Raw genomic sequence first — 23,771 nt, 5'->3', positions numbered from 1 at the left:
GAGTACTCGGCGATGTTGGTGGCCTCCGAGAAGGTCCAGTCGTAGGCGGCGGCCTTGTCCGAGGGTCCGCCCTGGTCGTTGTCGTCAAGGACGGAGTAGTCGGTGGGGCTGTTGGCTACGCGGGTGTTGTGGTAGCCGGGCTTGTCGGTGTAGACACCGCCGTCGGCCGTGCCGGGCTGCAACTTCAGCAGTTCCTCCTGCAGCCACGACGAGGCCTCGGCCACCTTGTCCGGGTTGCCGGCAGCGGTTGCGGGCGTGGCGCCCACCGCGAAGGCTCCGCCCAGGGTCGCGGACGCGGCCAGGGCCAGCACACTACGACGCAGAATCGTGTTCATGAGAATGCTCCATTCGGGGGTCGACACCCCACACGCACCCAAAAGGGGGGCGCAGGGTGCGAGCACCGTCCGGCGCTCAACAGAAAAGGGGGAAGGAAGTTCCTCGGCTACCGCGGTCCGGGGGACACACACGGTGCCGGGTCCAGGTGTAACGACCGGCGGGCCCCCGTCATTCCGGGCCTCACCCACCCCACGGGCGGGTCGCTTCCTCGGTCGTACGCAGGGTGTAACGCCCCGACGCCGGCCGGGATTCCGCCACCACCGCGCCCCCGACCACACCCCACATGGGCATCATGTGGATATCAGTGATGACGGCCTAATCAGGTACCACACCACCCATACCCACCTGCAGGTGCCCAAATCCGTAGCACCCTGTACAGCTGGGCCGGTCAGTCGAAGACCTGACTGGGTCCAACCGGCATACGCCGAAGACCGGCACAGCCTGCCCCCTACTCGTCCAGGGCCCCGGGCCACGTGCCGCCAAAGGGCGTGGCCCGGCCACAGGTAGACGGCTCGCTACCGGCCGGCCTCGCGGCGCAGCAGGGCCTGTACCTGCTCGGTGGTGAGGCCGTCGACCTGGTCGCCGTCCTGGATATCGACGGTCCAGCGCAACGGCCGGCGTCGACGTCAACGCGGACCTGGCGGCAGTCGGGCATCTGGTAAAGGCCACCAGCCGACCACCCCGCCGTCGCCGCCCTGCCGGCCACCGACACCCGGCCCGCCAAGGGCCGGGCCACGCGCCGCCAAGGCGCGTGAACACCACAACGAGGTAGACAGCCCGGCTAGGCCGATGGCGCGTCGCTCAGAACGGCGCTGGACCGGGCGTGCGATCCCGTTCCGGGGTCGGCGGCTCCTGGCCAACGTCGGCCAGCTCCTGGGCCAGGTCTCGCTCGATCAGCTCGGCCCGGCCGTTTACGTGAGTACAGTGCAGCCGCTCGCAGGTGAACCCGCCGCCGGGAAGCGGCCGGTGGTACTGGTCGTAGACGGTGCTGTTGGCATCGGTCATGATCTTCATTCTCCGCTTCTCAGAGATCGTCGTCCTGGTGGTCGACGACGTCGCCGAGCGCCTGCCCGAGCCGGCGCATCGCGTGATCGACGCGCAGCAGGCTGGCTGCCGTGTACGGGCGTGGCGTCGGCGCCGTACCCTTGTCGGCGGTCACGGTCAGCGGGTGTAGCGGGTCGGCGTCGGCGTTGACCGTCAGCGTCTGAGTCGACTCTTCAGCTTTCGGGTAGAGCTGCACGATCGCCGTACCCATGGTCGTGGTAAATCCGGCGTCCATCGATCCGAACAATTCCGCTTCGGCGGCGGCGTGCTCGACCGCCAGGCCCTGCCCGGCGATCTCCATCGCCGTGCCCGCGATGTCCGAGCCCATGTCAGCCACGTCCCACCAGCGGGAGAACCGCTGGTCAGCTGGCGACCCGGTCTCGTAGTCCAGACCACCGGCGGCCGTGTTGACCAGCTTCGCGGCCTGCCACAACAGTTGTGCCTCCGGCGCGGGGTCGGCCACGGCCATCTGCTTGACCAGCACGTCGTGGAGCTGTTCGGCGATCTGGCGCACCTGCGTGGCGATGTCCTCGGGCAGGCCGCTCATTTGTCGTCCTCAATCACTGCGGCGGCGCGCTCGGCGGCGTCGCGGTCGGAGGGGCAGGGCATCGAAACCGGCTTGTGCACGGTGTCCTCAGCGGACGTCGAGCGGCTGGAGGGCATACCTGGTTCTCCTTCAAGTTCGTGGGCCTGGCGGTGGCGGTCAATTGGTCCAGGTGATCGCGGAGGCGAACGCGACTACTGCCCGCTCGACTCGCTCACGTTCCTGCGCGTCCATGTCCTTCTTCCTTCGTGCGCGGGCCGTGTCAGGAGCTTGGTGGTAGTGCCCGTTCTAGGAACTCGTCGTATTCTGCGGCGTCTAACGCGCCGTCGAGGTGGAGTGCGTCGGTGATCGCCTGCGTCACGGCCTCTCTTGGGATGCCTTGGCGGCGTTCGGCCTCACCGATGATTTCGGTGATGGTGCGGGCGGCCAGGCGTGGCTCGTGACGCACGAGCCAGTCCAGCATTTCGGCCACGTCCTGGAAGATGGTGTAGTCGTGCTCGCCGCCGTGCATCTGGTGGCTCGTCGCCAACTCGTCCAAGACAGCGCCTCGGATCGTTCTGGCCAGCAGATGGGTAGGCACGATGGAGTCAAGGTCGGCAGCCACCGTCCAACTCAACTCGGTGGCGATCTCCCGCACGGACTCCTCGGTGCGCCACCGCAGCGCCAGACGCTTGCGCAGCGTAGGTGACTCCCGAATCTGCATGGCGAAGGTGTTCGTGAACTGCTGCCACAGGTCGTTGACGCCGAGGGACAGGTGTGAGCTGTCACGGTGGGCGGCCATAGCGCTGGCGGCCCCGTCAGGAGAGCGACGCCGCTGCTCGGCCCACTCCTGGGCGACGACACGCGCCCACATGCTGCGGCCTCCCACGACCGCCTGCGGCGTCGGAACGGTGCTCTCTCCACGAGTGAGGTAGGCGCGCAGAGTCGACGGACTCAGTCCGGCGATCTCCGCCATCTCGGTCACCGTAACCAACTGGTCCGCAGCCAGCTCCGGTGCTGTCATCTGCACCACGCAACGAGACAACGCTCGTGAGGTGTCACTTCGCGTGGCGACCCAGGCCGCGAGGTGAGCGGTCCAGGGACCCTGCAAAGCGGCGTCGAGGTCGACGTCCTCGACACCAAGGACGCGCGCCCGATCACCTAGGCCACCGGTGATTATGTCGGCCGCGGTCACTGTCGAGGCAGCGGGAACCTGCCGCTGCACATGCACTTCGCTGGCCCAGTCGAAAATCTGCCCCGGCCGGTACCAGGTAGCCCCGTCCCACCAGTAGCCACCGGCGCGGAACAGCTGGGCTGTCTTCATGAATGTCATGTACGCGCCCGACGAGTCGGCGTTGCGGTACAGCACCACCGAACGGCCATGCTCCGGATGCCAACGCACACACCACGCCAGGTCCAGACGCTTCGGGTCCGAGGTGTAGGCCACCCACCCGCCATCAGCGCACTTGTCCGTGCGCCCCCACATGTTCTTCCCGCGGTTACGACCGACAGCTTCTACCGCCCGCCGATCCTCGACCGGGATATGCGCATCGTCAACGAAGGGCAAACCCGGCACCGGATGATCCGTACGAAGCCCGTTCCCCACCGGCTCATAGTTGTGCAGCGTCACAGCTACCATCCTCCACTCGACACGCTGTAGATATCTACAGCGTACCCAACACTGTGAAGATGGCAAATATGCTGCCTATAGCGCACGCCTCTGGATGCATGACCATGCTGGTCAGATGCCGGAAAATCCGCTGATGCGCGGCCCGGATTAGCGGTCGAGGCCGGCGGGCAGACCGGAGCCGGGTTGCGCGGTGTGCGGCCAGTCCTCGTCGGTGGTGCGGTGCTGCTGCGGGGTGGCTGTGGCGGGCTGTGTGGTTGCGGCGATGGTGCGGGCGGCGGTGTGGTCACCGCGGGTTGCGGCACGAGCCGCGGCGAGGGCGGCGTGGCGGCTGTGGCCGGGCCCGGCGCGCTCGGCCTGGCGGGCCTGTTCGCGGGCGGCCCATTCGGCGTGGCGGTCGGTGGTGTGGGCGAGGGTGGCGGCGTGGTCTGCGGCGCGGCGGTCGCGGTCAACGGTGTCGCGTGCGGGTGAGGGGTGGGATATCTCGGCGTTGGGGTTGGTGAGGGCCCTATCGAGGACTGCGGCGAGGTAGGACAGGGGGGAGTGGGCGTCGCCGGCGGGGATGACGGTGCGGGTTTCGGCGTAGCGGCCGGTGAGGCCGTGGTGCTCGACCAGGCGGACGATGTCGTCGGCGGTCCAGTCCCCGCTGAGGCGGGGTGCGAGGGTGGCGGCGATCATCGCGATGCGTCGTCCCCGCTCGCGGTCAGCGCCACGCTGGTCGGCACCCCCATGGTCGGTCAGGAATTGGGCGAGGAAGTCCCACCGCCCAGCCAGGCTGCGGGCGAGGGGTTTCGCCCATGCCGCAGCCGCTGAGCGGCGGGGATGTGCCGGTGGTGTGCCTCTCCCTCCGTTGGTCGTCCTAGGACGCGTAGGCGATGTCGGCCCGGTCACTCCCCTCGTTGGTGCTGGGCGCGAAGCGCCGCCGTTTGGTTTTTGTCCCCGGCCGGCAGGCCGTTGTCGTGCGGCGGCTAGTGACGTTGACGCTGAGAAGGAGTGGTACCCCCTGTAACCGGAAGAAGATTTCTTGCTTAACCCCATACGGGGAGGGTGGAAAAAATTGGTCATGCGGTTGGCGAGGTCAAACGCCGCGCGCACGGTGTCCTCAGTGGGGTGGGCGGCCTGGTGAGGGTGCCGGTCGGCTGAGGTGGTGGTGGGCTGGTTGGCTCGGCCGCGGGCAGCGACAGCGGTAATAAGCGCCTGGCGGGCATCGGGCACCCATACGGCGCTCACACTCGCCTGAAGCTGGAGGTCCTCGGCGGTGCGTTCGGCCGCTGTGGCGTGGGCGTCGAGCAGCTGGGTCTGCGCGGCGGCCGCCGCGGTCTGGGCGGCGGCCACAGCGTCCTGGTGCTCGTCGACGAGCTGCACGGCGCGCTGCAGCAGCTGGGCCACCACCGCGGTTGCCTCCCCGAGGTGTGGTGTGGGGTCGAACGGTGAGGTGTGCAGGGGCGCGAAATCAAACACGGTGCGGCGCCGGCGTAGCCCGGTGTCCTCCCGCTCGGCCAAAGAGCAGTTCCGGCCCGCCTCCGTCCGCACGGTGGCACCAACCCGCTCGCTGCACGCCCACGCGGTAGTGACCGTCCTGGCGGCCACTCCGGCATGGGCCGCGGTGGGGGCGAGTCCGGCCATCGACCGCCGGCCCGCGGCAGGATCCGCGGCAACAGCCATCACACCGACCACTAACGGATGTTGTGACGGCCGGCCCCGGCCACTCACCCCACGCTCGGCCCGATCCGCAGCCGCCCGCGCCAGGAAATCGGCGATCAGCCACACCGCGCGGGCGCGGCCTGTGGGGCTCTGCTTGAGCTGCAGCTGTCCCCGCGGCCCGGTCCGCGACAACGTCGGCATCGCGGCAATGACAGCCTCCACCCGGTCACGCCACGCCTGCACACCGGTCAGCCGCCGCTCAGCGCGCGCTACCCGCCTCACCGCCGCCCGATGCGCCACCCGCAACTCGTCCACACGCCGCTGAGTTGCGGCGGCCTGTTCCGCCTCGGCGGCCTGTGCCGCGCGGGCCGACGACGCGATCCACGCCTCATCCCCACACCGCCAACACCCCTGACGGCGGCGGCCACTCTCCCCCCGCTGCCGCTTCTGCCGCCTCTCCTGCCGCCGCTGCCGGCGCAGCTCACGGCGACGCTGCCGGCGACGCCACCGTCGCTTCCGGACCACCTCCACCGGCAGATCCACCACCGCGACCTGGTCCGGCCCGCCACACGTCTGACACGCCAACCGCTCGACCAGCTCCGCGAGCCAGCCGGACTCCTCCGGCGTCAACCCCCGCCGCGCCGCGCGACGCTGACGGCGCCGCCAACACCCCAAACACAACGGCGCCGAGCCTGGCCCATCGCGTGACACACCCAACCCGGCCACACCGGCGGCAGCGCAGTCCACACACGGCACCCGCTGACCAGTAAGCGGCGGCACCCGCGCCACATCCGGCAACGCCAACCGCAACTGACCCGCCCGGGTGGCCTCCACAGCCACCACCGACAGGCCCAGGTGCACGACGCACCGCGTACGCCCCGGGGCAGCTAGGACCGCCTGCCCACGTGCAGCGCACACCGGGCAGTGCCCAGACGCAACCACCCGTTCCGCAGCCACCACCGCGCCACTCATCGCGACACCGCCGGCTTGTGCCACGGCGAAACGGCCGCAGCTTGCGCTACGACATAGGGGAAGGGCTGGGGCAGATGGGCGTCACCGCGACACGCAGAAAACGTGTTCGAAGACAAGAGTGCACCCAGCCCGGGGCCAGGTGCTATTGTTGCCTCCGAGCTTGTTGGAGCCTCATACCCTTCTCGCCGCCAAACGAATCGGGGTGTGGGGCTCTCTTGCTGTCTGGAATTAGGGGTTGAGCGAAGGCGCTCCCTCAAAGTCTGATAACCCGGTGATCTTACGTCCACGTGCACGCTGGATGCAGACCCAACACGCGCCGGTATATCAATATCCTGTATGGATCTGTCCCACAACCAGGCACATATTGGTACAAGCCGGACATCGCTGTGCGGTAGAGGAATCCACGCGTGGGCGACCCGCGGAAACGGGCCGCCCGGCTGTAGGTGGTGAATGCTCACGCGGGCAGGTGGATGGTGTCGCAGTAGAGCGCGATGCCGTCGCCGTCATGGGCATACAGCTCGCCGTAGCGGTCGGCCGGGCCGTCAACGGCGGCGAGTAGCCGCTGCGCCTGGTGGCAGGCCGCGTCCATCGTGATCGCCATGAAATATGCGATCGCTTGGGGGTTGTCGGGGTCGGGATCGCAGACGACATCCAACCGGTACTCGTCGGTCGCGCCGGTGATGTCGGTGGCGAACGGGCGGTGCATCATGGGTTAGCTCCTGTCATCTGTTGCGGATCTAGGGAGTGGCGGGCGGCCCCGGGAGCTGTCCAGGCCGGTGGGGCCGCCCGCGCCGTGTTAGCGGCTGGTGAGAGTGGCGTACAGGTGGAGTAGGTCGGCGGGACGCATCAGGACGTCGCGAGCCCCATCAACGGCGGGGCCGACCACCCCCATCTCGTGCAGGGTGTCCATGAGCCATGCGGCGGTGGCGAAACCGATGCACAGTTTGCGTTGCAGCATCGCGGTGGAGCCGAACTGTGAGTCCACGACCAGCTCGGCGGCGGCGCTCAGTAGGTGTCGCTCGTCTTGTGGGATCGGCTGGTGGTTCATCTTGTTCTCCTATCGGTTTAGCGGCGGGCGGCGAGGACGGCGATGAGCCATGCGGCGGCGGCGCCGGCGGTGGCGGTGAGCGTCTGGGGCCATCCGCCGCCGGCGGCGATGGACATCAGGACCGCGGTGACGGTGGCGGCGTGTAGGACGTAGCTGGCGGTGTGGGAGCGGCGGCGGGCGAGTACGCCCTGGTGCAGGGCGGCGAGGGACACGGCGGCCCAGCCGGCCCAGAGGGTCCAGCCCCACGGGCCGTGGGTGGAGGCCCACGCGGTGGTGGCCGGTAGTAGCAGGGTGTGGACGGCGACGACGGCGGCCAGGGCGAGCAGGAGCCAGCCGGTGTAGCGGGCGGCGTGGGCCAGGCGGCGGCGGTCGGCCCAGACGGTGCCGATGGTGGTCACCCGGTTCGCTGGTGGCCAGTGGTCGCAGCACCGCACGGCGGTGTCGTGCTGGTGGGTGCGGGCTGCGGGCTGGCTCATGACGCCTCCTGGGTGGTGGCGGGCGGCTGGCTCGCGATGGCGGGGGTGTGCCGGTCGACGAGGGCGGCGTACCGGGCCTGGGCGGTGTGCATGTCGGTGGTGGCGGCGGCGAGCGCGCGGGCGTCACGGGCCCGGTCAACAGCGGTCAGTCCTAGGGCAATGGCGGCGGTGGCTAGGAACACGCCGCCGATGAGTGGGGGGCCGGCGCCGTCGGCGGCGAGGTGCCCGGCGGTGGCCACGGTGCCGAGCAGACCGCTCGCGCCGGCCACGACCGGCCACCGGCGGCGGCCGGTGTGGGCGCGGTGACAGCGGCGGGCCGCGGCGCGGATGGCGTCGTCGGCGGCGTGCATCCGCGCCCCGGACAGCTGCCAGGCGATCAGTTCGGCGGTCAGGCCGTCGATGCGCCGCTGGAGCGCCTCGGTGGGTGCGCTGCGGGTCAGACGGCCGATCTCGGACTCCAGCTCGGTGACACGGGACACGGGAACTCCTTCACAGACGGTGACCTAACAGGGGGTCTCATAACAGCGGCCGGGGAGGGGGTTGTCCCCTGCGTAGGGGCCCCTCACAGGGGGGAGGGGGCGTGCGGTTATGACGGGTTATGAATTACTGGCCGTAACCGTGGTGGCCGTGGTGGTGGCGGCCTCGGGTGGCAGGTACTGCCCCGTCGCTGCCCGCCCGTCCGGGGTCTGCGGCCGGGTGATGCGGCCCTGCTGGGCGAGTTGGGTCAGCGCGTTGGACACCAGCTGCGGCGTGGCGGTGCTGTCACCGGCCTCGTGCAGCGCGGCGAGGATGTCGCGCGGCCCGGCCGGGGCGTTGGTGGTGCGCCAGATCTGACGCACCGCCGCCTCTACCCGGTCGGCGCGGGTGCGGTACCCCGCCAACGGCGTCGGCTCGGCCGTCGGGCCGGCCGGCTCCGTAGGGGCGGGTACGGCGGCGGGTTTGCCGCCGAGCTTGGCGAAAATCGAGGTGATGGCTGAGGCCATGGCCTGCTCGGCGTCGCGCTCGGGCGCGGGCGCGCTGGCCTGTGCCGAGCTGCGGGCGCGGGCGCCGCGCAGGTCGGCCAGGTACTCCTCGGTGACGACCTGGTGCCGGTCGGCGTAGACAGGGCCGGCGGCCTGCGCCGATCCGGCGTCCAGGTCCCGCTGGTGGTGCCGCCGGTTCCAGGCGATCTCGTCAACTTTCGGCCCATCATGCAGCACCGGCCGGGACGGGTCGCTGGTCTGGACGTACTCGATCTTCGCCCGGACCGGCTCGCCGTCGCCCAGGCGGGCGTAGCACTCGCCGCGGTGGCGCAACGGGGGCAGCTTGTAGTTTCCGGTGACCCGGCCGGCCTCCTGCTCGTCACCGGACATCAGCACGATCTCCCGACCGATGTTCGCGCTGGCGTCGCCGCCCCGGTCACCGAACGCGTGATGCACCCCCCGCTGCGTGGCCACGACCAGGTAAATTCCCGCGCTGGCAACGGCCTGGGTGCACTCGGCGTACATGTCACCGGCGGTCACCTCCGCCCCGTCGTAGCGCAGCTTGATCTTCGTGTTCAGCGCGAAGCTTCCCTCATCGATATAGACCATGATCTTTTTGAAGTCGCGGCGGGCGCTAAACGGCTGGTCCTGGCGCCAGCGGGCGATCTCCATCACGGCGATGAGCATGTGCAACACGCCCTCGGCGTCCGCGCGCACCCAGTCCAGCGGCGGCCGCATGTCCGTGCCGAGGTAAGGCTCCAGCCACTGCCCCACCAGGTCGTAGAGCTTGCGGGTGCCAGCCACCCAGATCAACGCGTCCTCGCAGCGGGTCACGTCCGCCCACTCCCGGTGGATAAAGGCGGACTTGCCGCCGGTTGACGCGCCGAGGATCCAGGCGTGCCGGGCCACGTCCACGCCGATCGGCATCCCGTCCATGCCCCACAACGCGTGGCAGGGCTCGGCCAGACGCCGCCACACCGGCCGACCGGACGCGTCGACCAGCTCATCGGGCTGCTCCCGATAAGGGCGGACTCTCTTCATGACGTCCTCGGTGTTGGCCTGAATCGTGTAGATGCCGACCCGGTCCGGGTCCTCGCTGATGCTCACCCAGTCCGGGGCGATGTCGCGGCGGGTGATGTCGCGCAGCGCCAGGGCGATACGCCGCACGTCGTGGTCGTCGAGCCGGGGGGCCTGTTCCACGCGGACCCGTCCTTTGACCACCCGGCGCAGCTCGATCGGCGCCCACGCCTGCACCCGCGCCCCGAACGGCCGATCCGCCGGGCCGACCATCCGCGGGTCAGAGATCCGCAGCCAATCCAGACCAGCCCGACGCACCGCCAGACGCAGCAACCAGGCCAGATGCGGCTCACCCTCACGCGGCCCCGACAGATCCTCGGCGGTCAGCGCCAACTGGCCGTGCGCCGTCGTGGTCAACGCCGCCGCGGCCGGAGCCGGCCGGGCCGGCGGCGGCGCGTACCGCAGCAGGTACTGATGCACCCGCGCCAACACCCACGTGCTCCCACCCAACGCGGGCAGGACCAGCGCCCACACCGGCCACATGTCCGGCAGCGTCAACGCCAGCATCGACCAGCCCGTGTAGACGGTTACCGCCGCCACCAGCCACCCCACAATCCGGGCCTTCGCCGGCTCACCCAGCCGGGCGAACATCGGCGAGATCCGCACCAGCATCCGGGCGCCGAACGCCGCGGCCGCCGCGAGCAGCACCGTGGCCAGGCCGGCGATCCACACCGCGGACCCGGTGACCAGCCACACCGCCACCCACACCGCGCTGCACAGCGGTGCGACAACGGCCCAGAACGTCTTCCACTCGATGCCTACCGCTCGCCGCTTCGTCACGACGCCTCCTTGCCGATGTGCCTGGTCAGGGGGTTAGGGGTGCGGGGCCGCGCCGAACGGCGGCGCGGCCCCCGCGCGGTCAGAACCCGATCGAACGGGCATCCGCCTCGTACTGCTCGGCCTGCGCCTCGTAGAACCGCGCCGCCAAGATCTCCCGCGCCGCTTCCGCCTCGGCCTCACGCGCTGCCACCGCGTGCTCGTGGGCCACGTTCACGTCGCGGATCGTGCGGGCGGCCATCTTGTGGTTTTCCGCTGACTCCTGGTTGTCCCGGGCGTCACGGCGGTACTGGTCAGCCGCGTCCCGGCAGGCAGACGCCCGGGCCTGCAACGTCTCGGCCTTCTCGATCATCTCGGCGTAGCGGTTCGCTACCCGCATCGCGTCCTGGTCAGCGCTAGTGCTGCCGCTGGTCGTGATCGTGCTCATCTCTGGTCCTCCAAACTGGTCACCAACAGGACTCACCCCATGTGGGGTGGAATGCAGCGATGTCGACACAGACCGGCGCCACCACCCGCTGCCAGCGGCGGCCCCGGAGTCAAACGGCGCGGTACGCGGCGCCGAACGATGCGACCGGGCCGACCCGGTCGAGCTACCTGGATGGCTCTTGCTCTGTGGGCTGGCGATGTCGTCCAGGTCCACGTCGATCACCGTCTCCGGCCCCAACCCACCCGGCGTAGCCCGCGCATAGCGCGGCTTCGGCTCGTCCTTGCCCGGCTTGTCCCCGGACTTGCGGTCCCCGGACTTGCTCTTACGCGCCGCCCGCACCAGCCCCACCAGGCCCAACAGCGCCGCCCCACCCGCCGTCCTGGCCCGACGCCGCGCGTCACCGGTCGGCCTACCGCCAGAAGCGGGGGCCTTAGGCAGCTTCGGGGCCTTACCGGCCGGGGCCTTGCCCCCACCACCAGGGTTTTTAGCCCCACCACCAGGGGTTTTACTGCCAGCAGGAGTGTTCTTCCCCCGACTAAACGGCCACCAGCCGCCGCCCTTGCCCCCACCAGCCGGCCTCCCGCCGGGAGCCTTCCCGCCCTTCGGGGCCGCCCCACCCTTAGGCGCCTTCCCCCCGCCACCAGGAGTTTTGCCACCAGCAGGAGTGTTCTTACCCCGACTAAACGGCCACCAGCCGTCGGTCTTGCCCCGGCCTCGCGGTGACTTGCCGGACCGGTCGGAACCGTCCCGGCCCGAGCGGTCCCGGCCGGTCTTGCTCCGGCGCGTCCATCGCTGCCAGGCCAGCCACCCACCGGCAGCCAGCACCGCGACCAGAATCAGCCCAGCCCCCAGCAGCAACGCAAGCAGCGGCGACACCATCCACATCGCCACCACCACCGCAGCCACAATCGACACCACCACCAGGCCCACCACCAGGCCCACCGACGCCGGCGTCGTCTCCGTCAACTCCTGCTTGTCCTGCGCCTTTTCCGACTTGTCCTGCGGCTGCTCCGCCGCCTCCACCGGCTGCTCGGCCATCACCGACAGATCCGGCTCCGGCATCTCCACCGCCTCCACCTGGCCGCCCTCAGGCTCCGCCAGGGTCGTCTCGTTACGCATCGCGCTACCTCCTCCCATCAGCGTTTTCGCAGCTCACGACCCACAGTTATGAGCTGTTATGAGGCGCGGCCGTCCTTGGCCGCGACGGCGGTCAGCACCGTGCGGACGGTCCGCTCGGAGGTGGACACCTGCTCGGCGAGCTCCCGTTGGGTGGCGTCGGGGTGGTCCGTGCGGGCCTGCAACACCGCGCGCACGGTCTCCGGGCTGACCCGCTCGACGTGTGGGACCGGCTGGCCGTCGAACAGCACCGGCTCAGCCGCCGGCTTTGACGACGCTGTAGTACGGCGTGGCCGGCGGCCGGACTCCGCGGCGGCCTGAGTCAGCGCGGTACGCAGGTCTGCGGCCTCCTGCCGGGCGGCCTCGGCCAGGGCCTCCGCCCGGTTCTGGGCCTGCCGTGCCACGAGCAGCTCCCGCTCGGCGCGCACCGACTCGGCGTCGGCGTGCTGCGCCTGGCGGCGTGCCTCGGCCAGCTCCGCGTCGAGCTGTCCCTGAGTCCGCGACGACTGCGCAGTCACCGACCGCAGCTCGCCCAACGCGGTCGCTGCTTCCGCTTCCGCTTCCGTCCGGAGGGCCGTTTCCGCTTCCGCCCGCCGCGTAGCGGTCGCTGCTTCCGCTTCCGCTTCCGCCCGGCGCATTGCTTCCGCTTCCGCCCGCCGCGTCGCAGTCACCGCTTCCGCTTCCGCTTCCGTCCGGAGGGCCGTTTCCGCTTCCGCCCGCCGCGTAGCGGTCGCTGCTTCCGCTTCCGCTTCTACCCGGAGGGCCGTTTCCGCTTCCGCCCGCGCTTCGGCGGCAGCAGTGCGTGCTTCCGCTTCCGTCAGCGCTGCCGGTGTGCCGGTGTGTGCCAGTTGCACTAGCGCGTCCAACGCCGCACCGGCCTCGCCCTTCTTGGTCGCCGCCTGCGCCGCCTTACGGGCACGACCGGCCACCTCGGAGGTCATCTTCTGCTGCCGCTTCCGCTCCCGCTCTGCCTCCGCTACCTGGCGCCGCTCACCACGACGTTCCTCAAGCTGGGCTCTATTGGCCGCACGCCGCGTTTCGATCCGAGTCTGCTTCGCCGCGCGCCGCTCGTCGGCCTTCGCGATCAGGGCCTTCGCCCCCGGGCTGAGCCGGCCACGCACGTCCACCCGCCACGCCGCGAACGTCTCCCGGGGGTAGGTCAGCCACCGGCGCCACCCGAACCGCTCCGGCGGCTCCGGGATCATGCCCAAATCCCGCAACGCTTTGCGGTGCTTGGCCCCGGACCGCACCTCGTAGACGATGATCCCCAGCGCGCTGAGCGCGCTCAGCCCGACCGCTTTCACCGGCTCGCTGCCGTGACCAATCGCGTTGATCGCCACCGCCGCCGCCGTGCAGATCCAGATCAGGCACCGGGCCACCGTCGCCCGCTCGCCCCGGAGTCGCTGCTGCTGGGCGGTCAGCGCCATCGCCAACCCGGTGCCCTCAATCGCGACCGCGGCGATCACACCGACCGGCGTCGGCAACCCGCTCGCACGGGCCGCGTCGACCTGCCCATACACCGCACCAGACACGGCCAGCCCGTAGACCAGCCCGCAGTAGACAGCCGCAGCGTTGTCCCGCACGTACTCCACGCGCCGCTGCACCCACGCGCCAAGCTCCGCCCGACGGACCTGCTTGCGCGCCCGCTTCGCCTCCCGGGCAGCCTCCCGCTCCGTACGGCGCCGCTCAGCCCGATCAGCCTTCACCCGGTCCCGCTGGGCCGCGAGTTGCAGCTTGCCGTCCTGCATCCGCAACCGACGCTCGGCCTGCGCGTCATCGCGGGCGATCCGCTGCTCAGCGAGCAGCCGCTCCCGCTCCGCAGCAGCCAAATCACGAGCCACCCGCCGGTCCTGCAACGCCAGCTGACCCAAATCCGGGCCGCCCTGCACCACCGTCACCGCGTCACCTCCCACTCGTAGGAGGCCGTCACGGCCAGGATCCCGGCCAGCGTGAGCAACATGCCCGTGGCCGCAGAGATGCTCAGCCGCCCCAGGTCGTCAACCTCGGCCGGTGCCTGCTCGAACACCGCCGCCCGGGCCACCTTGATGGCCGCGACGACGTCGCTCAGCGGCAGCCCCGCCGCCGGCCCAAACTGCTCCAGCCACGAGTCGAGCAGCTGCACCGCCGTCGCGTAGGCCCCGCACACGCCCTTGGCCCAGGCGTGCCCAGCCGGGTCGATGTGTTCAGTGCGGTCCGCCTCCCGCAGGGCCGTCTCACCCCGCGCGGCCCAATCAGCGCGCACCTGCTCCGGCGACAACACCTCATGGCCGTTGAGAATCAGGCGGCCGGTGTACGACACCACCGTGCCCCGCCGGTCACTGCGAATGCTCGACCGACCAGTCGCGCGGAAGCTGACACCAGCGAGCGTCGGAATCCGTAGCGTCGGCATCAGCTCTCACCACCCGCCGCGCGACGGGCCCGGACCTGCGCCAGCAGCTCCCGACCAACAGAGTCCAGGTCAGCCTCGGCCACATCCACCGCAAGGGGATACCGGCGGTCGCCAACCCAACGGGCCAGCCGGATGCCACCAACCACAGCCACCACCAGGCCGACCGCGACAACCGGCGAGTACAGCAGCACCTGCGGCGCCTCACCGGCGTAATCCGACATCGCCCGACCGGCAAGAACCGACGCCGGAGCACCCGCCACCGCCACCACCGCCGCGACCCGCAGCGCCCGCGACCGCGCCGACGTCACCGGTCGAGGTGCCGTACGGCGAGACTCACGCTCGTCATCCACCATCCGGCGCAGCTCGCCAGCGAACCAGCCCGGCAACGCCGCCACCTCGGCCGCCCGCCGCTCCAACCCGGCGTCAGTCAACGCCGACAGACCCGCGCGGAACTGCGCCAACGCATCAGCCAAATCCAGAGCCACCGTGGAAGTCATGCCGCACCACCCAGCACACGAGCGGTCCCAGCCATCGCCCGCAACCGCACCACCGGCCGCATCTCCACCAGCGGCAAACCCGCAGCCCGGTCGTACTCAGCCACCGAGTCGCCGCCGTTGGCCTTGGCCTTGTACAGCGCGATATCCGCAGCCCGCAGCACCCGCAGCGGGTCATCGCCAGCCATCGCTGACACGGCACCGACACTGGCCCGCACCGCCAGCTCCCGGCCGCCCGGCACCGTGATCGGCGCGGCCAGAGCCCGCACCACCTCGGCGCCGAGCATCCCCGCGATCGGGGCCGGCGACGGGCACACCAGCACCATCTCGTCCCCGCCGAGCCGGGCCACACACGCGCCGTCGACCTCGCTGAGCACCGCAGTGAGCCGGCTCGCGGCCTCCACCAGCACCGCGTCACCCGCGTCGTGCCCGAAGGCGTCGTTGATCTTCTTGAACCCATCCAAGTCCAGGAGCACCAGGTCGTAGGGCTCACCAGCCATAGCGGCCAGGGCCTCGTGCAGGCCGGCCCGGTTCGCCAGGCCCGTCAACGGATCCGTGGCCGCCTCCTGACGGGCCCGCACCAGCTGGACCCGCTGCGACCGGGCTACCCGCGCAGCCCACACATGCCCCACCAGTGACAACGCACCCAACGTGGGCAGCAACACTTTCGCCTTCATCGGGCCGCCCCCCGACGGGCCTGGATCGCCGCGATCCGCTGATGCGGCGCCAGACCGCCGTAGATCCCTTGGATCCAGTCCGGAGGGAGCTCCGCCTCCTCCCGCAACGCCAGCTCGGCGCACTCAGCCTTCACCGGGCAGCCGCTGCACGCCTTGCGCGCCTGCGCTTCCAGATCCGCCTCATTTCGCGTGACCGGGAACCACGGATCGCTGACCGCGCTGACCCTGGACTTCTTGCCGTCCGGGGCGCACAAACCCCGGCCCTGCCTCCGCTTGGCCAGCACAGACGACGACTCCGTAGTCACGGCTACAGCCCGAGGGGGCGGAGCCGATACGCTGATTACTGACACCTCGATCTCCTTCCAGAGCTGAGGGGGTGTCCAGGGCCTTGGCGGGTGCGATCCGCCAAGGCCCTCTGTTTCTGGAGGTCAAGCGAGCCTCCTTTTGATCTCTAGCACAACGCAGGCGTTGTAAAAACTCCTTCCGAATACAACACCGGCGTTGTGTCTATGGGTTGCAGACTACAACGCCGGTGTTGGTTAGGCCATGCCTTGACGGCAAGAAGTGCGACTATGCGACTACTTGATGTTGCGACCGCGGCGAGGGCGGCTCTTCGCCCACGCCTTCACCACGGAAGGGCGCCAGGCCGGCGAGCGGCCAAACATGCGCCCTGGTTCGGGGGCCTGCCCCCGAGAGACGTAGGACGCCCAGGTGCTACGGCCGATGCCGAGATAGGTGGCGCAATCATCGGCGGTCCACCAGTCAGTGGGCAGCTGCGAAGGGTCGGCGGCAGACGTGGTCACACCCGTACGGTACGACAGGACAACTTCGGCGTTGTATGCGCGCCGATGTATTGGTCTACTGAGAGTCCACCCCCGGCAAGCCATGCCGGGAGGGCACTTCGATGGAGTTGTCAAAGGACGGTCGTACTTCCTGGCCTCCATCACACCCATCTGATCAAGCTTCTGTTAGATGACAGCGATGGACATGAAAGGACATCTGTGGTGTCCACAGGGTTGACCAGGGTGCCAGCGCAGGCACGTCGCAACCTCGTGGCGATCGAGATGCGGACGAAGAAGGGTTGGAGTCAACGCAGGCTCGCCAAGGAGTTCCAAGACATCGGCGCCCGCCTGGAGTTGCCCGTCTCCGAAGACATCTCAGCAGTGGTCAAGCAGATCTCCCGTGTCGAGCGGGGTTCGACTGAAACCCCTGACGCGATGTACCTCCGGCTGTGGTGCGAAGCGTTCCAGGTCGAGGCCAGCGAGCTGTTCGGCCACCTCGATGCTCCCGTGGTCTCCGCAGACGGCAGGGCCACCTACGCAGTCATCTCGCACAAGTTCATCCCCGCGTACCTCGGGTGCGCGAGCGCGCAGAAACTCCAGAATCAGGCGACGCCTGCTACCGGGCAATGGGTGGACTGTTGGCAGGCTAGCCTGCCTCACCCCGCGGGGTCGGCGTCCGTGTACGTATGGCCGTTCGGTGTAGGCGTGGTGCACCTCGTTGAGGAGCTGGAACTGCCGTCGTTGGGGGAGTTGGCCGCCTGGCGCGCTCAGTCGTACCCGGTAGCCCGATCCTGGGCGGACAAGCAGCTACAGGCTTTGATCGGCACGTGCGTGGAGACGGAATACGTCCTCTCCACCTACTGGCTGTCCCGCGCCAAGTGGACCGGTGTCCAGCTCGACACAGCAGTGCGCCTGCTCACCATGCCTTCAATGTTGCTCGACCGAAATCAGAGTTTTGACACAGTCGAGACCGTGTGCGCGGCCGAGCAGGTTGAGCGGCAGCTGCTGCGGGACAACAACGTTGAGCGAGCAGACTTGCTGCCCTTCGGGGCGCGCGGCGTCTCCATCGCCTACGCCTCATGGTCCGGGGTCGCCTATCACCCGGTCTCGGCTCGGCGATCCCTCGACATGACCGAGTTGGTGTCGTGTGAGCTGCTGACGCAGGCCATCTGGTGCTACACCTACGAGATCCAGCGTCAAGTGGAGGCCGGCCGGGATCCTGTGGTGCCCGCCGAGTATTCGTGGCGGTTCCTCCGCGCGATACGGTCACGACTGACCGCTCCACGCCCGTTGGAGAGCGGACAGCACAACTCCATGCGAGATGCGGTACTGCTGACCAGCCAGCTGTCACCGAAGTTGGATGCAGCGATCGACGCTCTACGCGAGTCGGAAGCAGGAGGCTAAGGACATGGACCTCGCCAGTTCCGTGCTGGTCGTGATCGACATGCAGCACGGATTCGTTCGGGAGAAGTCTGCTCATGTCGTTCCGATCGTGACCGACCTTGTGCGCCGGTGGCAGGAGGCTGGCGGGGCTACGGTGTTCAGCCGGTTCATCAACCACCCCGGATCACCGTACGAACGGTTGATCCGTTGGACTCAGCTAACGGACTCTCCTCAGATCGACATCGTCGACGAGCTGGCCCCCTACGCCGCGCGTGCCACGGCTGTGGTGGACAAGGCCGCATACACGCTGTTCACTCCCGAGGGCGAGGCCATCATCCAGAACGGCGGCTGGCGCGACCTTCTGATCTGCGGCCTCGCCACGGAGTCATGCGTCTGTAAGACCGCCGTTGACGCCTTCGAGCGCGACCTCACACCCTGGGTGCTGACTGACGCCTGCGGAAGCCACGCGGGCGCGGAAGCCCACAACGCGGGTCTGCTGGTAACCAAGCGCTTCATCGGCGCAAGCCAGCTCATCACCACCGCTGATCTGCCGATCCGCACGGTGGCACCAGCCGCATAGCAACTCACGCTGAGACCCCATGGAACTGGACTCGGCAATCGAGCCGGCCAGTGCTGAGAAGGGCAACGAGGACTGGGTCCGTGTCAGCCAGGACCTGGTGCTCGTGCTCGACGGCGCGCTCGACGGCGCGACTGCCCGCACAGACACCGGGTGCGCTCATGGGGTCGCCTGGTTCGTCGGCCAGCTGGGCGAGGCGATCGTTGACCGGGCTCACCGGTTGAGCCTGGCGGCCTCCGTCGCGGCGTCGATCCCGCACGTCGCGGGTCTACACCCTGAATACGAGCCGAAGCTGACCGCCACCCGATCGGATCACTGGCGTCCTGGAGTTGATGCAGGCAGCGGGCGCAACCGAGCTGATCCGCCAGGTACGTGCCGCTGAGCGGAGTGACCCGGACGGGACTCGATGGCCTCGTAACAAGCGCAGCGACGACGCCACGGCTGTGTTCGGGCTACTCACGCAGCGCGTTTGACTGCGGTGTCTATCGCGCGGTGAAGGTCGGCCACGCGGATGGTGACGGTTTCCTCTTTGCCGCTCTCGGCGGTGCTGAGTCCGGCCTCGACGTACTCGCGGATGAGTTCACTGGGGGTCACGTCGCGTCGCTGCGCTTCGGCGAACAGCCGCTCGGTGAGATGGTGGCTCATGCGGGTGGAGTGCACGATGCTGACGCCGCGAGGTCGGGCGGTATCGATCTGGGCGGTGGACCAGTCGCGGCTTTCCAGTGCGGCGTTGGCCTCGTCGAACGTGCTCACGGCTGGTCCCCTTTCATACGGGTGATCGCGTTGATCTCGTTGTTGTCGAGCCGGCGGGCGCCGGTGACGATGTAGTGGTCGTCGCCGCCGCGTTCGATCAGCGCGACGCCGATCCAGGCGCCGGCCCGGTCCTGACCGGCGATTTGCAGTGCCGCGCCGAGGTGGCGGCGCACTTGGAAGCCGCCGCCGTGAAGGACGTCGAGCACGGACATCGGGGTGATGCCCGCGGCGTCCAGTCGTTCATACGTGACGTCGCTGAACTGGTAAAACTCCTCCGGCACTCCACCAGTGTATGACATCTGTATACGGATGGCCTCGGGTTCGGGGTGCTTAGCGAAACGGGCGCTCCGGTAGCGGCGCCGACGAGGCGGATCAGTGCGTTGCGGTCGGGGAAGATCCAACGGCTGATCGACCGATCAAGGGAAGACGCTAGATGACGACCGAGGCGACCGTGGGACAGCCGGCCGTGGAGCCGGTGGCTGCGGACACGGATGAGCAGTTGATCGCGAAGGGAGCCGACCAACAACACCTCGCTCAGTGCGGGTGGTGCGTTGGTCGGTATCGGCGGGTGAGGTGGACCAGGGCGGCGCCGGTGAGGATGAGCAGGGTGGCGGTGCCGATGGTGGTGGGCAGGTTGGGTCCGGTGATGGGGAGGTCAGGGTCGTCGGGTGCGGTGATGGTGATGGTGATGGACTCGGACTGGCCGCTGGGGCAGGTGTTGGTGCTGGTGTAGTGGGCGGTGAGGGTGTGGGTGCCGGGTGGGAGTCGGGTGGTGTGGGTGGCGGTGTTGGTGTGGTCCAGGGGCACGGTGGCGAGGTCGGTGGTGGTGCGGAAGGTGATGCTCCCGGTGGGGGTGTCGGTGGTGCAGGTGACGGTGGCGGTGAGGGTGACGTCCTGATTCGGTTTCGGGTCCGGTGGGGACACCTGCAGGGTTGTGGTTGATGTCGGCGGGACGATAGCCAGACTGTGGAAGCGGCCGGCGGCGACGGCGGTACCGGACGGCACGTCCACCACAACAGGAGTGCTGCTGTCGGTGGTGGTCCCATCACCCAACTGACCAGCAGCGTTGAAGCCCCAGGCCAGCACGGTGCCGGCGGAGGCTAACGCCAGACCATGGAAGCCGCCGGCGGCAACGGCGGTGATCGTGGTACCGGACGGCACGTCCACCACAACAGGAGTGCTGCTGTCGGTGGTGGTCCCATCACCCAACTGGCCCAGGTCGTTAAGGCCCCAGGCCAGCACGGCGCCGGCGGAGGCCAACGCCAGACTATAGCTGCGGCCGGCGGCGACGGCGGTGATCGTGGTACCGGACGGCACGTCCACCACAACAGGAGTGCTGCGGTTAGTGGTGGTCCCATCACCCAACTGACCGAAGGCGTTGAAGCCCCAGGCCAGCACGGTGCCGGCGGAGGCCACCGCCAGACTATGGAAGCGGCCGGTGCCGACGGCGGTGATCGTGGTACCGGACGGCACGTCCACCACAACAGGAGTGCTGCTGTCGGTGGTGGTCCCATCACCCAACTGACCAGCACCGTTGAAGCCCCAGGCCAGGACGGTGCCGGCGGAGGTCAACGCCAGACTATGGGAGTCGCCGGCGGCGACGGCGGTGATCGTGGTACCGGACGGCACGTCCACCACAACAGGAGTGCTGCTGTCGGTGGTGGTCCCATCACCCAACTGACCGAAGGCGTTGAAGCCCCAGGCCAGCACGGTGCCGGCGGAGGTCAACGCCAGACTATGGAAGCCGCCGGCGGCGACGGCGGTGATCGTGGTACCGGACGGCATATCCACGGCAACAGGAGTGCTGCTGGTGGTGGTGGTCCCATCACCCAACTGGCCCAGGTCGTTAAGGCCCCAGGCCAGCACGGCGCCGGCGGAGGTCAACGCCAGACTATGGCCGACGGCGGCGGCGACGGCGGTGATCGTGGTACCGGACGGCATATCCACGGCAACAGGAGTGCTGCTGGTGGTGGTGGTCCCATCACCCAATTGGCCGGAATCGTTGAAGCCCCAGGCCAGGCCGGCACCAGGAGGGCCCGCTGCCGCCGACGGCGCGCTCTGCGCGAGCACACCCCCCGCGCCGACCGAGGCTATGCCCAGCATGATCGCCAACATCAGCAACACCGCGAACAGCCCCCGCAGATCCGCGGGCCGGACCCAGCTTCTTCCCACGTCCGCAACCTTGCAGGTCCAGAAACTCGCCACTTGCCCCTACCAACTTGCCGAAAATCTCGCCCGTCGCAAGGTATAAGCGAACGAAACAGGCTCAGGTGACGAAGGACCCGAGATGCGGCTGTTGGCAGGCACCCGAATCGGGTGCCCGGGGAAAGGGACCGGAAGTAGTCCCGGCACCGCGCCCAGGCCGACTCATCGGGATCTGCGGCAGGCCAGATTTGCCTGCGGATCCATGTCGACAGCCAGGCTCCGCTGCCCAGTGCGGGCCAACGCCGTGGCGAGTTCGCGGGTGAGCTTGCTGGGTTCTGGTGTGCGGTGGATAGGAGAGCAGGCCTAGCTGCCACGCAACCTGGTGGGCGAGGTCACTGCGGTATGTGGATGACCGGCAGGTGCTCGCCGTAGCGGGTTCCCTCTCCGGTCAGGATTGAGGCTCCTCCGTTGTCCAGTGATGCCATGACTGTGGTGGCTAGGTCGATGCGGCCGGTCAGGCCGCGCCAGTAGGACAGTTCCAACCAGTCGCCGCTGGTGGGGAGCATTGCGCAGGACTGCTGGCGTAGCAGTCGGTGTAGGTGTTCGCGTTGTTTGGGGTCGGTCATCAGCGTCAGCGTCTCGGCGACGGTGACGTCGGTAACGCCGTATCGATTTCCGTCTCGGATGACCTCGCCTATCGGCTCGGCCACGTGCATCGAGTAGGGGTAGGCCAGCAGAGCTGAGCGGTCTAGCACGAGCGTGACCGTGCCTGGAGGGTCGTCGTCGAGGCTCACGCGGCTGGTGCCTGCTGGTCACCGTTGGACAGCTCGGCTGTCATGTGGTCACGCACCCGCGCGCGTAGGGCCGCCACCCGCTCTGGGGTCCACTCGGCTTCCACAGCCAGTCGGCGGGCTCGCGCTGCGGCCATGCCCTGCTCGGTGAGGTGCACGCCGGCCTCGGCCACTAGATCGCGGAACTGCTCGAAGTTCCGGCGAGCCCGCACAGTCTCGGTGACGTATGCGGAGGCGTTGGGTTGCTGCTCCAGAGTCTCGGCCACGTCCGAGGGTACGGAGATGGTCACTCGACGCTTTGTCATACCGCTAGCCTACTCTCGTATGACATCCGGAGTGCGGTGCATCACCCATCCAGGCGCGTGAGGGTGGCGTTGATCAGTTGGATGGGTCGGGTGGCGTTCACAGGCATCACGGCGAATACCTTGATCCGTATCGCGGTGGACGCGTTGCTGGCCCAGCGGTCGGCGATGACGAGGCGGCGCTGCGGGAGGCGTATTTCCGCGCGCTGGGTATCCAGGACTTCACGGTTCGCTGATGCTCTCCTTCGTCCGCCACGTGTCGTCACCGGGTCTGCCGGCGGTACCCGACCTGCGCCGCGTCATCGCCGCCGACCTCGCCGCCCGGCCAGACGACTCCGCCACCGACGGCGACTGACCTAGGGCCGCGGGAGGAGACGAAATGGCGGCGACGGAAGTAGACAACCCGGAGTTGTTTACTTATACAAAAGGGAGTACCTTTTGGTACCACCTGTGGTGCCAGTTTGGTATCACAGCGTGATGTAGCTGGAAAGAGCCCCGCCCCAGCTTTGCGGGCGTCAAGGCGGAGCCCTTCCGTCGATGTGGGCTCAGCTGACGGTTGTCAGTTGGGCCCGCATCCGTTTCCGGCGAGGGTTATCGCCAGACCTGTGGCGTAGGCGAGCACCTTGAGTACTAGTGCCGCCCACTCTCCGACATCCCGCCACCTGTTGGTGGTGGCCCGTCGGTACTTCCTCGGGCCCGAAGGCCCCTTTCGGTGCGTTGACACTCGTCACCGTCCCTGAGATGCAGAGGCCGGGCGTCCGCCCGACGCGCCAGGGCGGGCGTACCGACCTGTTTCTCGGAACAGAGAAATCTGTGCAGTGCACCGCGGACAACCATATAGGACAGGCGGTAGACATCAAGTCGGTGCAATACATCGCACGAGATTGGGGGGACTCTGGGGAGAGACGCCTGAAATCTGGGGGGACTCTGGGGAGAGATGCCTGAAATCTGGGGAGCGTTGAGACACTGGCGGTCAATCACGCTACCCGAGGCCGGTGGTCGTAGCCGTGCCAGCCCACGGCACATGACCCCGGATACGGCTGTTGGCCGGCACCCGTGTCGGGTGCCGGCCAACAGTTTCTTTCCCCCTTGAGGGTTAGGTCTGGTGGTGGTGCCGGGGTCAGCTGGTCCAGTGCTCGGCGACCAGGTCGGCGGCCTGGGTTTCCCACTGGGCGTAGTGGAACGGGTACGCCGACACCTGCACCGTCTGCGCGGCCTCGGTCAGGGGCATGTCCTGCCAGCCCTCGACCTGCTTCAAACCGTTGAGGAAGGCGGTGGTGGAGTACTCGGGGTCGGTGATCTGCTCCACGGTGCCCCAGCCGGAGGACGGGCGCTGCTGGAACAGGCCCTGCGAGTCGTGGTCGTTGCGGTCACCCAGGTGTCCCAGGTTCTCCAGCTTCGACTCCTGCAGGCTGGTGCCGATCGCCACGACGGCGGCACGCTCGTCCA

The 23,771-nt window shown here is 68.8% G+C and carries 24 protein-coding genes and 2 pseudogenes; 4 read left to right on the top strand and 22 right to left on the bottom strand.

Going from position 1 to position 23,771, the window contains the following annotated elements; all coding sequences use genetic code 11:
* Positions 1 to 335, bottom strand: a pseudogene (locus SALPAC3_RS29010) (hypothetical protein); the annotation flags it as partial.
* Positions 336 to 824: 489 nt separating this feature from the next.
* Here SALPAC3_RS29010 and SALPAC3_RS28170 point away from each other — a divergent pair.
* Positions 825 to 998, top strand: coding sequence for a hypothetical protein (locus tag SALPAC3_RS28170; protein ID WP_018223828.1), 174 nt, complete (start codon positions 825 to 827; stop codon positions 996 to 998).
* Between the two features lie 139 nt (positions 999 to 1,137).
* Here SALPAC3_RS28170 and SALPAC3_RS0124615 read toward each other — a convergent pair whose 3' ends face one another.
* From SALPAC3_RS0124615 to SALPAC3_RS0124540, 15 genes are all read right to left on the bottom strand, one after another.
* Positions 1,138 to 1,350 carry a hypothetical protein gene (locus SALPAC3_RS0124615; protein ID WP_018223827.1) on the bottom strand — a complete coding sequence of 71 codons (213 nt, stop codon included), beginning with the start codon at positions 1,348 to 1,350 and terminating at the stop codon, positions 1,138 to 1,140.
* A gap of 10 nt (positions 1,351 to 1,360) precedes the next feature.
* Positions 1,361 to 1,927, bottom strand: a complete 567-nt coding sequence (locus SALPAC3_RS26345; protein ID WP_018223826.1) for a hypothetical protein — start codon at positions 1,925 to 1,927, stop codon at positions 1,361 to 1,363.
* 259 nt (positions 1,928 to 2,186) lie between these two features.
* Positions 2,187 to 3,542 (bottom strand): helix-turn-helix transcriptional regulator, encoded by a 1,356-nt coding sequence (locus SALPAC3_RS0124605; protein ID WP_232430583.1) that lies wholly within the window; start codon positions 3,540 to 3,542, stop codon positions 2,187 to 2,189.
* A 138-nt stretch (positions 3,543 to 3,680) separates the two neighbouring features.
* Positions 3,681 to 6,035 (bottom strand): hypothetical protein, encoded by a 2,355-nt coding sequence (locus tag SALPAC3_RS29005; RefSeq protein WP_232430582.1) that lies wholly within the window; start codon positions 6,033 to 6,035, stop codon positions 3,681 to 3,683.
* 565 nt (positions 6,036 to 6,600) lie between these two features.
* Positions 6,601 to 6,855, bottom strand: a complete 255-nt coding sequence (locus SALPAC3_RS0124590; RefSeq protein WP_018223821.1) for a hypothetical protein — start codon at positions 6,853 to 6,855, stop codon at positions 6,601 to 6,603.
* Between the two features lie 87 nt (positions 6,856 to 6,942).
* The gene (locus SALPAC3_RS0124585; RefSeq protein WP_018223820.1) at positions 6,943 to 7,194 is read right to left on the bottom strand and encodes a DNA translocase FtsK; all 252 of its coding nucleotides are present in this window, start codon (positions 7,192 to 7,194) and stop codon (positions 6,943 to 6,945) included.
* A gap of 17 nt (positions 7,195 to 7,211) precedes the next feature.
* Positions 7,212 to 7,670 carry a hypothetical protein gene (locus tag SALPAC3_RS0124580; protein WP_018223819.1) on the bottom strand — a complete coding sequence of 153 codons (459 nt, stop codon included), beginning with the start codon at positions 7,668 to 7,670 and terminating at the stop codon, positions 7,212 to 7,214.
* Positions 7,667 to 8,149 carry a hypothetical protein gene (locus tag SALPAC3_RS0124575; protein WP_018223818.1) on the bottom strand — a complete coding sequence of 161 codons (483 nt, stop codon included), beginning with the start codon at positions 8,147 to 8,149 and terminating at the stop codon, positions 7,667 to 7,669. Before SALPAC3_RS0124575 ends, SALPAC3_RS0124580 begins: the two co-directional genes overlap by 4 nt.
* Positions 8,150 to 8,266: 117 nt before the next feature.
* Complete coding sequence (locus tag SALPAC3_RS0124570) at positions 8,267 to 10,489, bottom strand: hypothetical protein (protein ID WP_018223817.1); 2,223 nt, start codon at positions 10,487 to 10,489, stop codon at positions 8,267 to 8,269.
* Between the two features lie 79 nt (positions 10,490 to 10,568).
* Complete coding sequence (locus tag SALPAC3_RS26475; RefSeq protein ID WP_026185873.1) at positions 10,569 to 12,032, bottom strand: hypothetical protein; 1,464 nt, start codon at positions 12,030 to 12,032, stop codon at positions 10,569 to 10,571.
* A gap of 56 nt (positions 12,033 to 12,088) precedes the next feature.
* On the bottom strand, positions 12,089 to 13,927 hold the full coding sequence (locus SALPAC3_RS0124560; protein ID WP_018223816.1) for a DUF2637 domain-containing protein: 1,839 nt from the start codon (positions 13,925 to 13,927) through the stop codon (positions 12,089 to 12,091).
* Entirely contained in the window at positions 13,924 to 14,418 is a 495-nt protein-coding gene (locus tag SALPAC3_RS0124555; RefSeq protein WP_018223815.1) for a hypothetical protein, read from the bottom strand. The genes SALPAC3_RS0124560 and SALPAC3_RS0124555 overlap by 4 nt, the downstream gene beginning before the upstream one ends.
* Entirely contained in the window at positions 14,418 to 14,915 is a 498-nt protein-coding gene (locus SALPAC3_RS0124550; RefSeq protein WP_018223814.1) for a hypothetical protein, read from the bottom strand. The genes SALPAC3_RS0124555 and SALPAC3_RS0124550 overlap by 1 nt, the downstream gene beginning before the upstream one ends.
* On the bottom strand, positions 14,912 to 15,589 hold the full coding sequence (locus SALPAC3_RS0124545; RefSeq protein ID WP_018223813.1) for a GGDEF domain-containing protein: 678 nt from the start codon (positions 15,587 to 15,589) through the stop codon (positions 14,912 to 14,914). The genes SALPAC3_RS0124550 and SALPAC3_RS0124545 overlap by 4 nt, the downstream gene beginning before the upstream one ends.
* Positions 15,586 to 15,894, bottom strand: a complete 309-nt coding sequence (locus SALPAC3_RS0124540; RefSeq protein ID WP_026185872.1) for a WhiB family transcriptional regulator — start codon at positions 15,892 to 15,894, stop codon at positions 15,586 to 15,588. Before SALPAC3_RS0124540 ends, SALPAC3_RS0124545 begins: the two co-directional genes overlap by 4 nt.
* A 747-nt stretch (positions 15,895 to 16,641) precedes the next feature.
* Between SALPAC3_RS0124540 and SALPAC3_RS0124530 the strand changes: the two genes are divergently transcribed.
* From SALPAC3_RS0124530 to SALPAC3_RS28165, 3 genes are read left to right on the top strand one after another with little or no spacing between them, the layout of a single operon-like run.
* Positions 16,642 to 17,775, top strand: coding sequence for a helix-turn-helix domain-containing protein (locus SALPAC3_RS0124530; protein ID WP_080635276.1), 1,134 nt, complete (start codon positions 16,642 to 16,644; stop codon positions 17,773 to 17,775).
* 4 nt (positions 17,776 to 17,779) lie between these two features.
* The gene (locus SALPAC3_RS0124525; protein WP_018223810.1) at positions 17,780 to 18,334 is read left to right on the top strand and encodes a cysteine hydrolase family protein; all 555 of its coding nucleotides are present in this window, start codon (positions 17,780 to 17,782) and stop codon (positions 18,332 to 18,334) included.
* A 19-nt stretch (positions 18,335 to 18,353) separates the two neighbouring features.
* The gene (locus tag SALPAC3_RS28165) at positions 18,354 to 18,713 is read left to right on the top strand and encodes a hypothetical protein (protein WP_018223809.1); all 360 of its coding nucleotides are present in this window, start codon (positions 18,354 to 18,356) and stop codon (positions 18,711 to 18,713) included.
* A gap of 74 nt (positions 18,714 to 18,787) precedes the next feature.
* Here SALPAC3_RS28165 and SALPAC3_RS0124515 read toward each other — a convergent pair whose 3' ends face one another.
* The 6 genes and pseudogenes from SALPAC3_RS0124515 to SALPAC3_RS0124485 form a co-directional block, all read right to left on the bottom strand.
* On the bottom strand, positions 18,788 to 19,084 hold the full coding sequence (locus tag SALPAC3_RS0124515; protein WP_018223808.1) for a hypothetical protein: 297 nt from the start codon (positions 19,082 to 19,084) through the stop codon (positions 18,788 to 18,790).
* Positions 19,081 to 19,365, bottom strand: a complete 285-nt coding sequence (locus tag SALPAC3_RS0124510) for a hypothetical protein (protein ID WP_018223807.1) — start codon at positions 19,363 to 19,365, stop codon at positions 19,081 to 19,083. The genes SALPAC3_RS0124515 and SALPAC3_RS0124510 overlap by 4 nt, the downstream gene beginning before the upstream one ends.
* A 253-nt stretch (positions 19,366 to 19,618) precedes the next feature.
* Positions 19,619 to 21,256: an RCC1 domain-containing protein gene (locus SALPAC3_RS0124505; RefSeq protein WP_018223806.1), complete on the bottom strand. Its 1,638-nt coding sequence runs from the start codon at positions 21,254 to 21,256 to the stop codon at positions 19,619 to 19,621.
* A 365-nt stretch (positions 21,257 to 21,621) separates the two neighbouring features.
* On the bottom strand, positions 21,622 to 22,023 hold the full coding sequence (locus SALPAC3_RS0124500; protein WP_018223805.1) for a hypothetical protein: 402 nt from the start codon (positions 22,021 to 22,023) through the stop codon (positions 21,622 to 21,624).
* Positions 22,020 to 22,325, bottom strand: coding sequence for a hypothetical protein (locus tag SALPAC3_RS0124495; protein ID WP_026185870.1), 306 nt, complete (start codon positions 22,323 to 22,325; stop codon positions 22,020 to 22,022). The genes SALPAC3_RS0124500 and SALPAC3_RS0124495 overlap by 4 nt, the downstream gene beginning before the upstream one ends.
* A gap of 1,117 nt (positions 22,326 to 23,442) precedes the next feature.
* Positions 23,443 to 23,771, bottom strand: a pseudogene (locus SALPAC3_RS0124485) (hypothetical protein); the annotation flags it as partial.

Source organism: Salinispora pacifica DSM 45544, from assembly GCF_000378845.1.
Classification (GTDB): Bacteria; Actinomycetota; Actinomycetes; order Mycobacteriales; family Micromonosporaceae; genus Micromonospora; species Micromonospora pacifica.
This window is presented reverse-complemented; position numbering and strand designations above follow the sequence as displayed.

Excerpts from the sequence above, each read along its gene's own strand:
- SALPAC3_RS0124585 (WP_018223820.1), bottom strand. The coding sequence starts at position 7,194 with ATGAACCACCAGCCGATCCCACAAGACGAGCGACACCTACTGAGCGCC.
- SALPAC3_RS0124545 (WP_018223813.1), bottom strand. The coding sequence starts at position 15,589 with ATGAAGGCGAAAGTGTTGCTGCCCACGTTGGGTGCGTTGTCACTGGTG.
- SALPAC3_RS0124615 (WP_018223827.1), bottom strand. The coding sequence starts at position 1,350 with ATGAAGATCATGACCGATGCCAACAGCACCGTCTACGACCAGTACCAC.
- SALPAC3_RS26475 (WP_026185873.1), bottom strand. The coding sequence starts at position 12,032 with ATGCGTAACGAGACGACCCTGGCGGAGCCTGAGGGCGGCCAGGTGGAG.
- SALPAC3_RS0124605 (WP_232430583.1), bottom strand. The coding sequence starts at position 3,542 with ATGGTAGCTGTGACGCTGCACAACTATGAGCCGGTGGGGAACGGGCTT.
- SALPAC3_RS28165 (WP_018223809.1), top strand. The coding sequence starts at position 18,354 with ATGGAACTGGACTCGGCAATCGAGCCGGCCAGTGCTGAGAAGGGCAAC.
- SALPAC3_RS0124555 (WP_018223815.1), bottom strand. The coding sequence starts at position 14,418 with ATGCCGACGCTACGGATTCCGACGCTCGCTGGTGTCAGCTTCCGCGCG.
- SALPAC3_RS0124550 (WP_018223814.1), bottom strand. The coding sequence starts at position 14,915 with ATGACTTCCACGGTGGCTCTGGATTTGGCTGATGCGTTGGCGCAGTTC.
- SALPAC3_RS0124495 (WP_026185870.1), bottom strand. The coding sequence starts at position 22,325 with ATGACAAAGCGTCGAGTGACCATCTCCGTACCCTCGGACGTGGCCGAG.
- SALPAC3_RS26345 (WP_018223826.1), bottom strand. The coding sequence starts at position 1,927 with ATGAGCGGCCTGCCCGAGGACATCGCCACGCAGGTGCGCCAGATCGCC.
- SALPAC3_RS0124590 (WP_018223821.1), bottom strand. The coding sequence starts at position 6,855 with ATGATGCACCGCCCGTTCGCCACCGACATCACCGGCGCGACCGACGAG.
- SALPAC3_RS0124525 (WP_018223810.1), top strand. The coding sequence starts at position 17,780 with ATGGACCTCGCCAGTTCCGTGCTGGTCGTGATCGACATGCAGCACGGA.
- SALPAC3_RS0124580 (WP_018223819.1), bottom strand. The coding sequence starts at position 7,670 with ATGAGCCAGCCCGCAGCCCGCACCCACCAGCACGACACCGCCGTGCGG.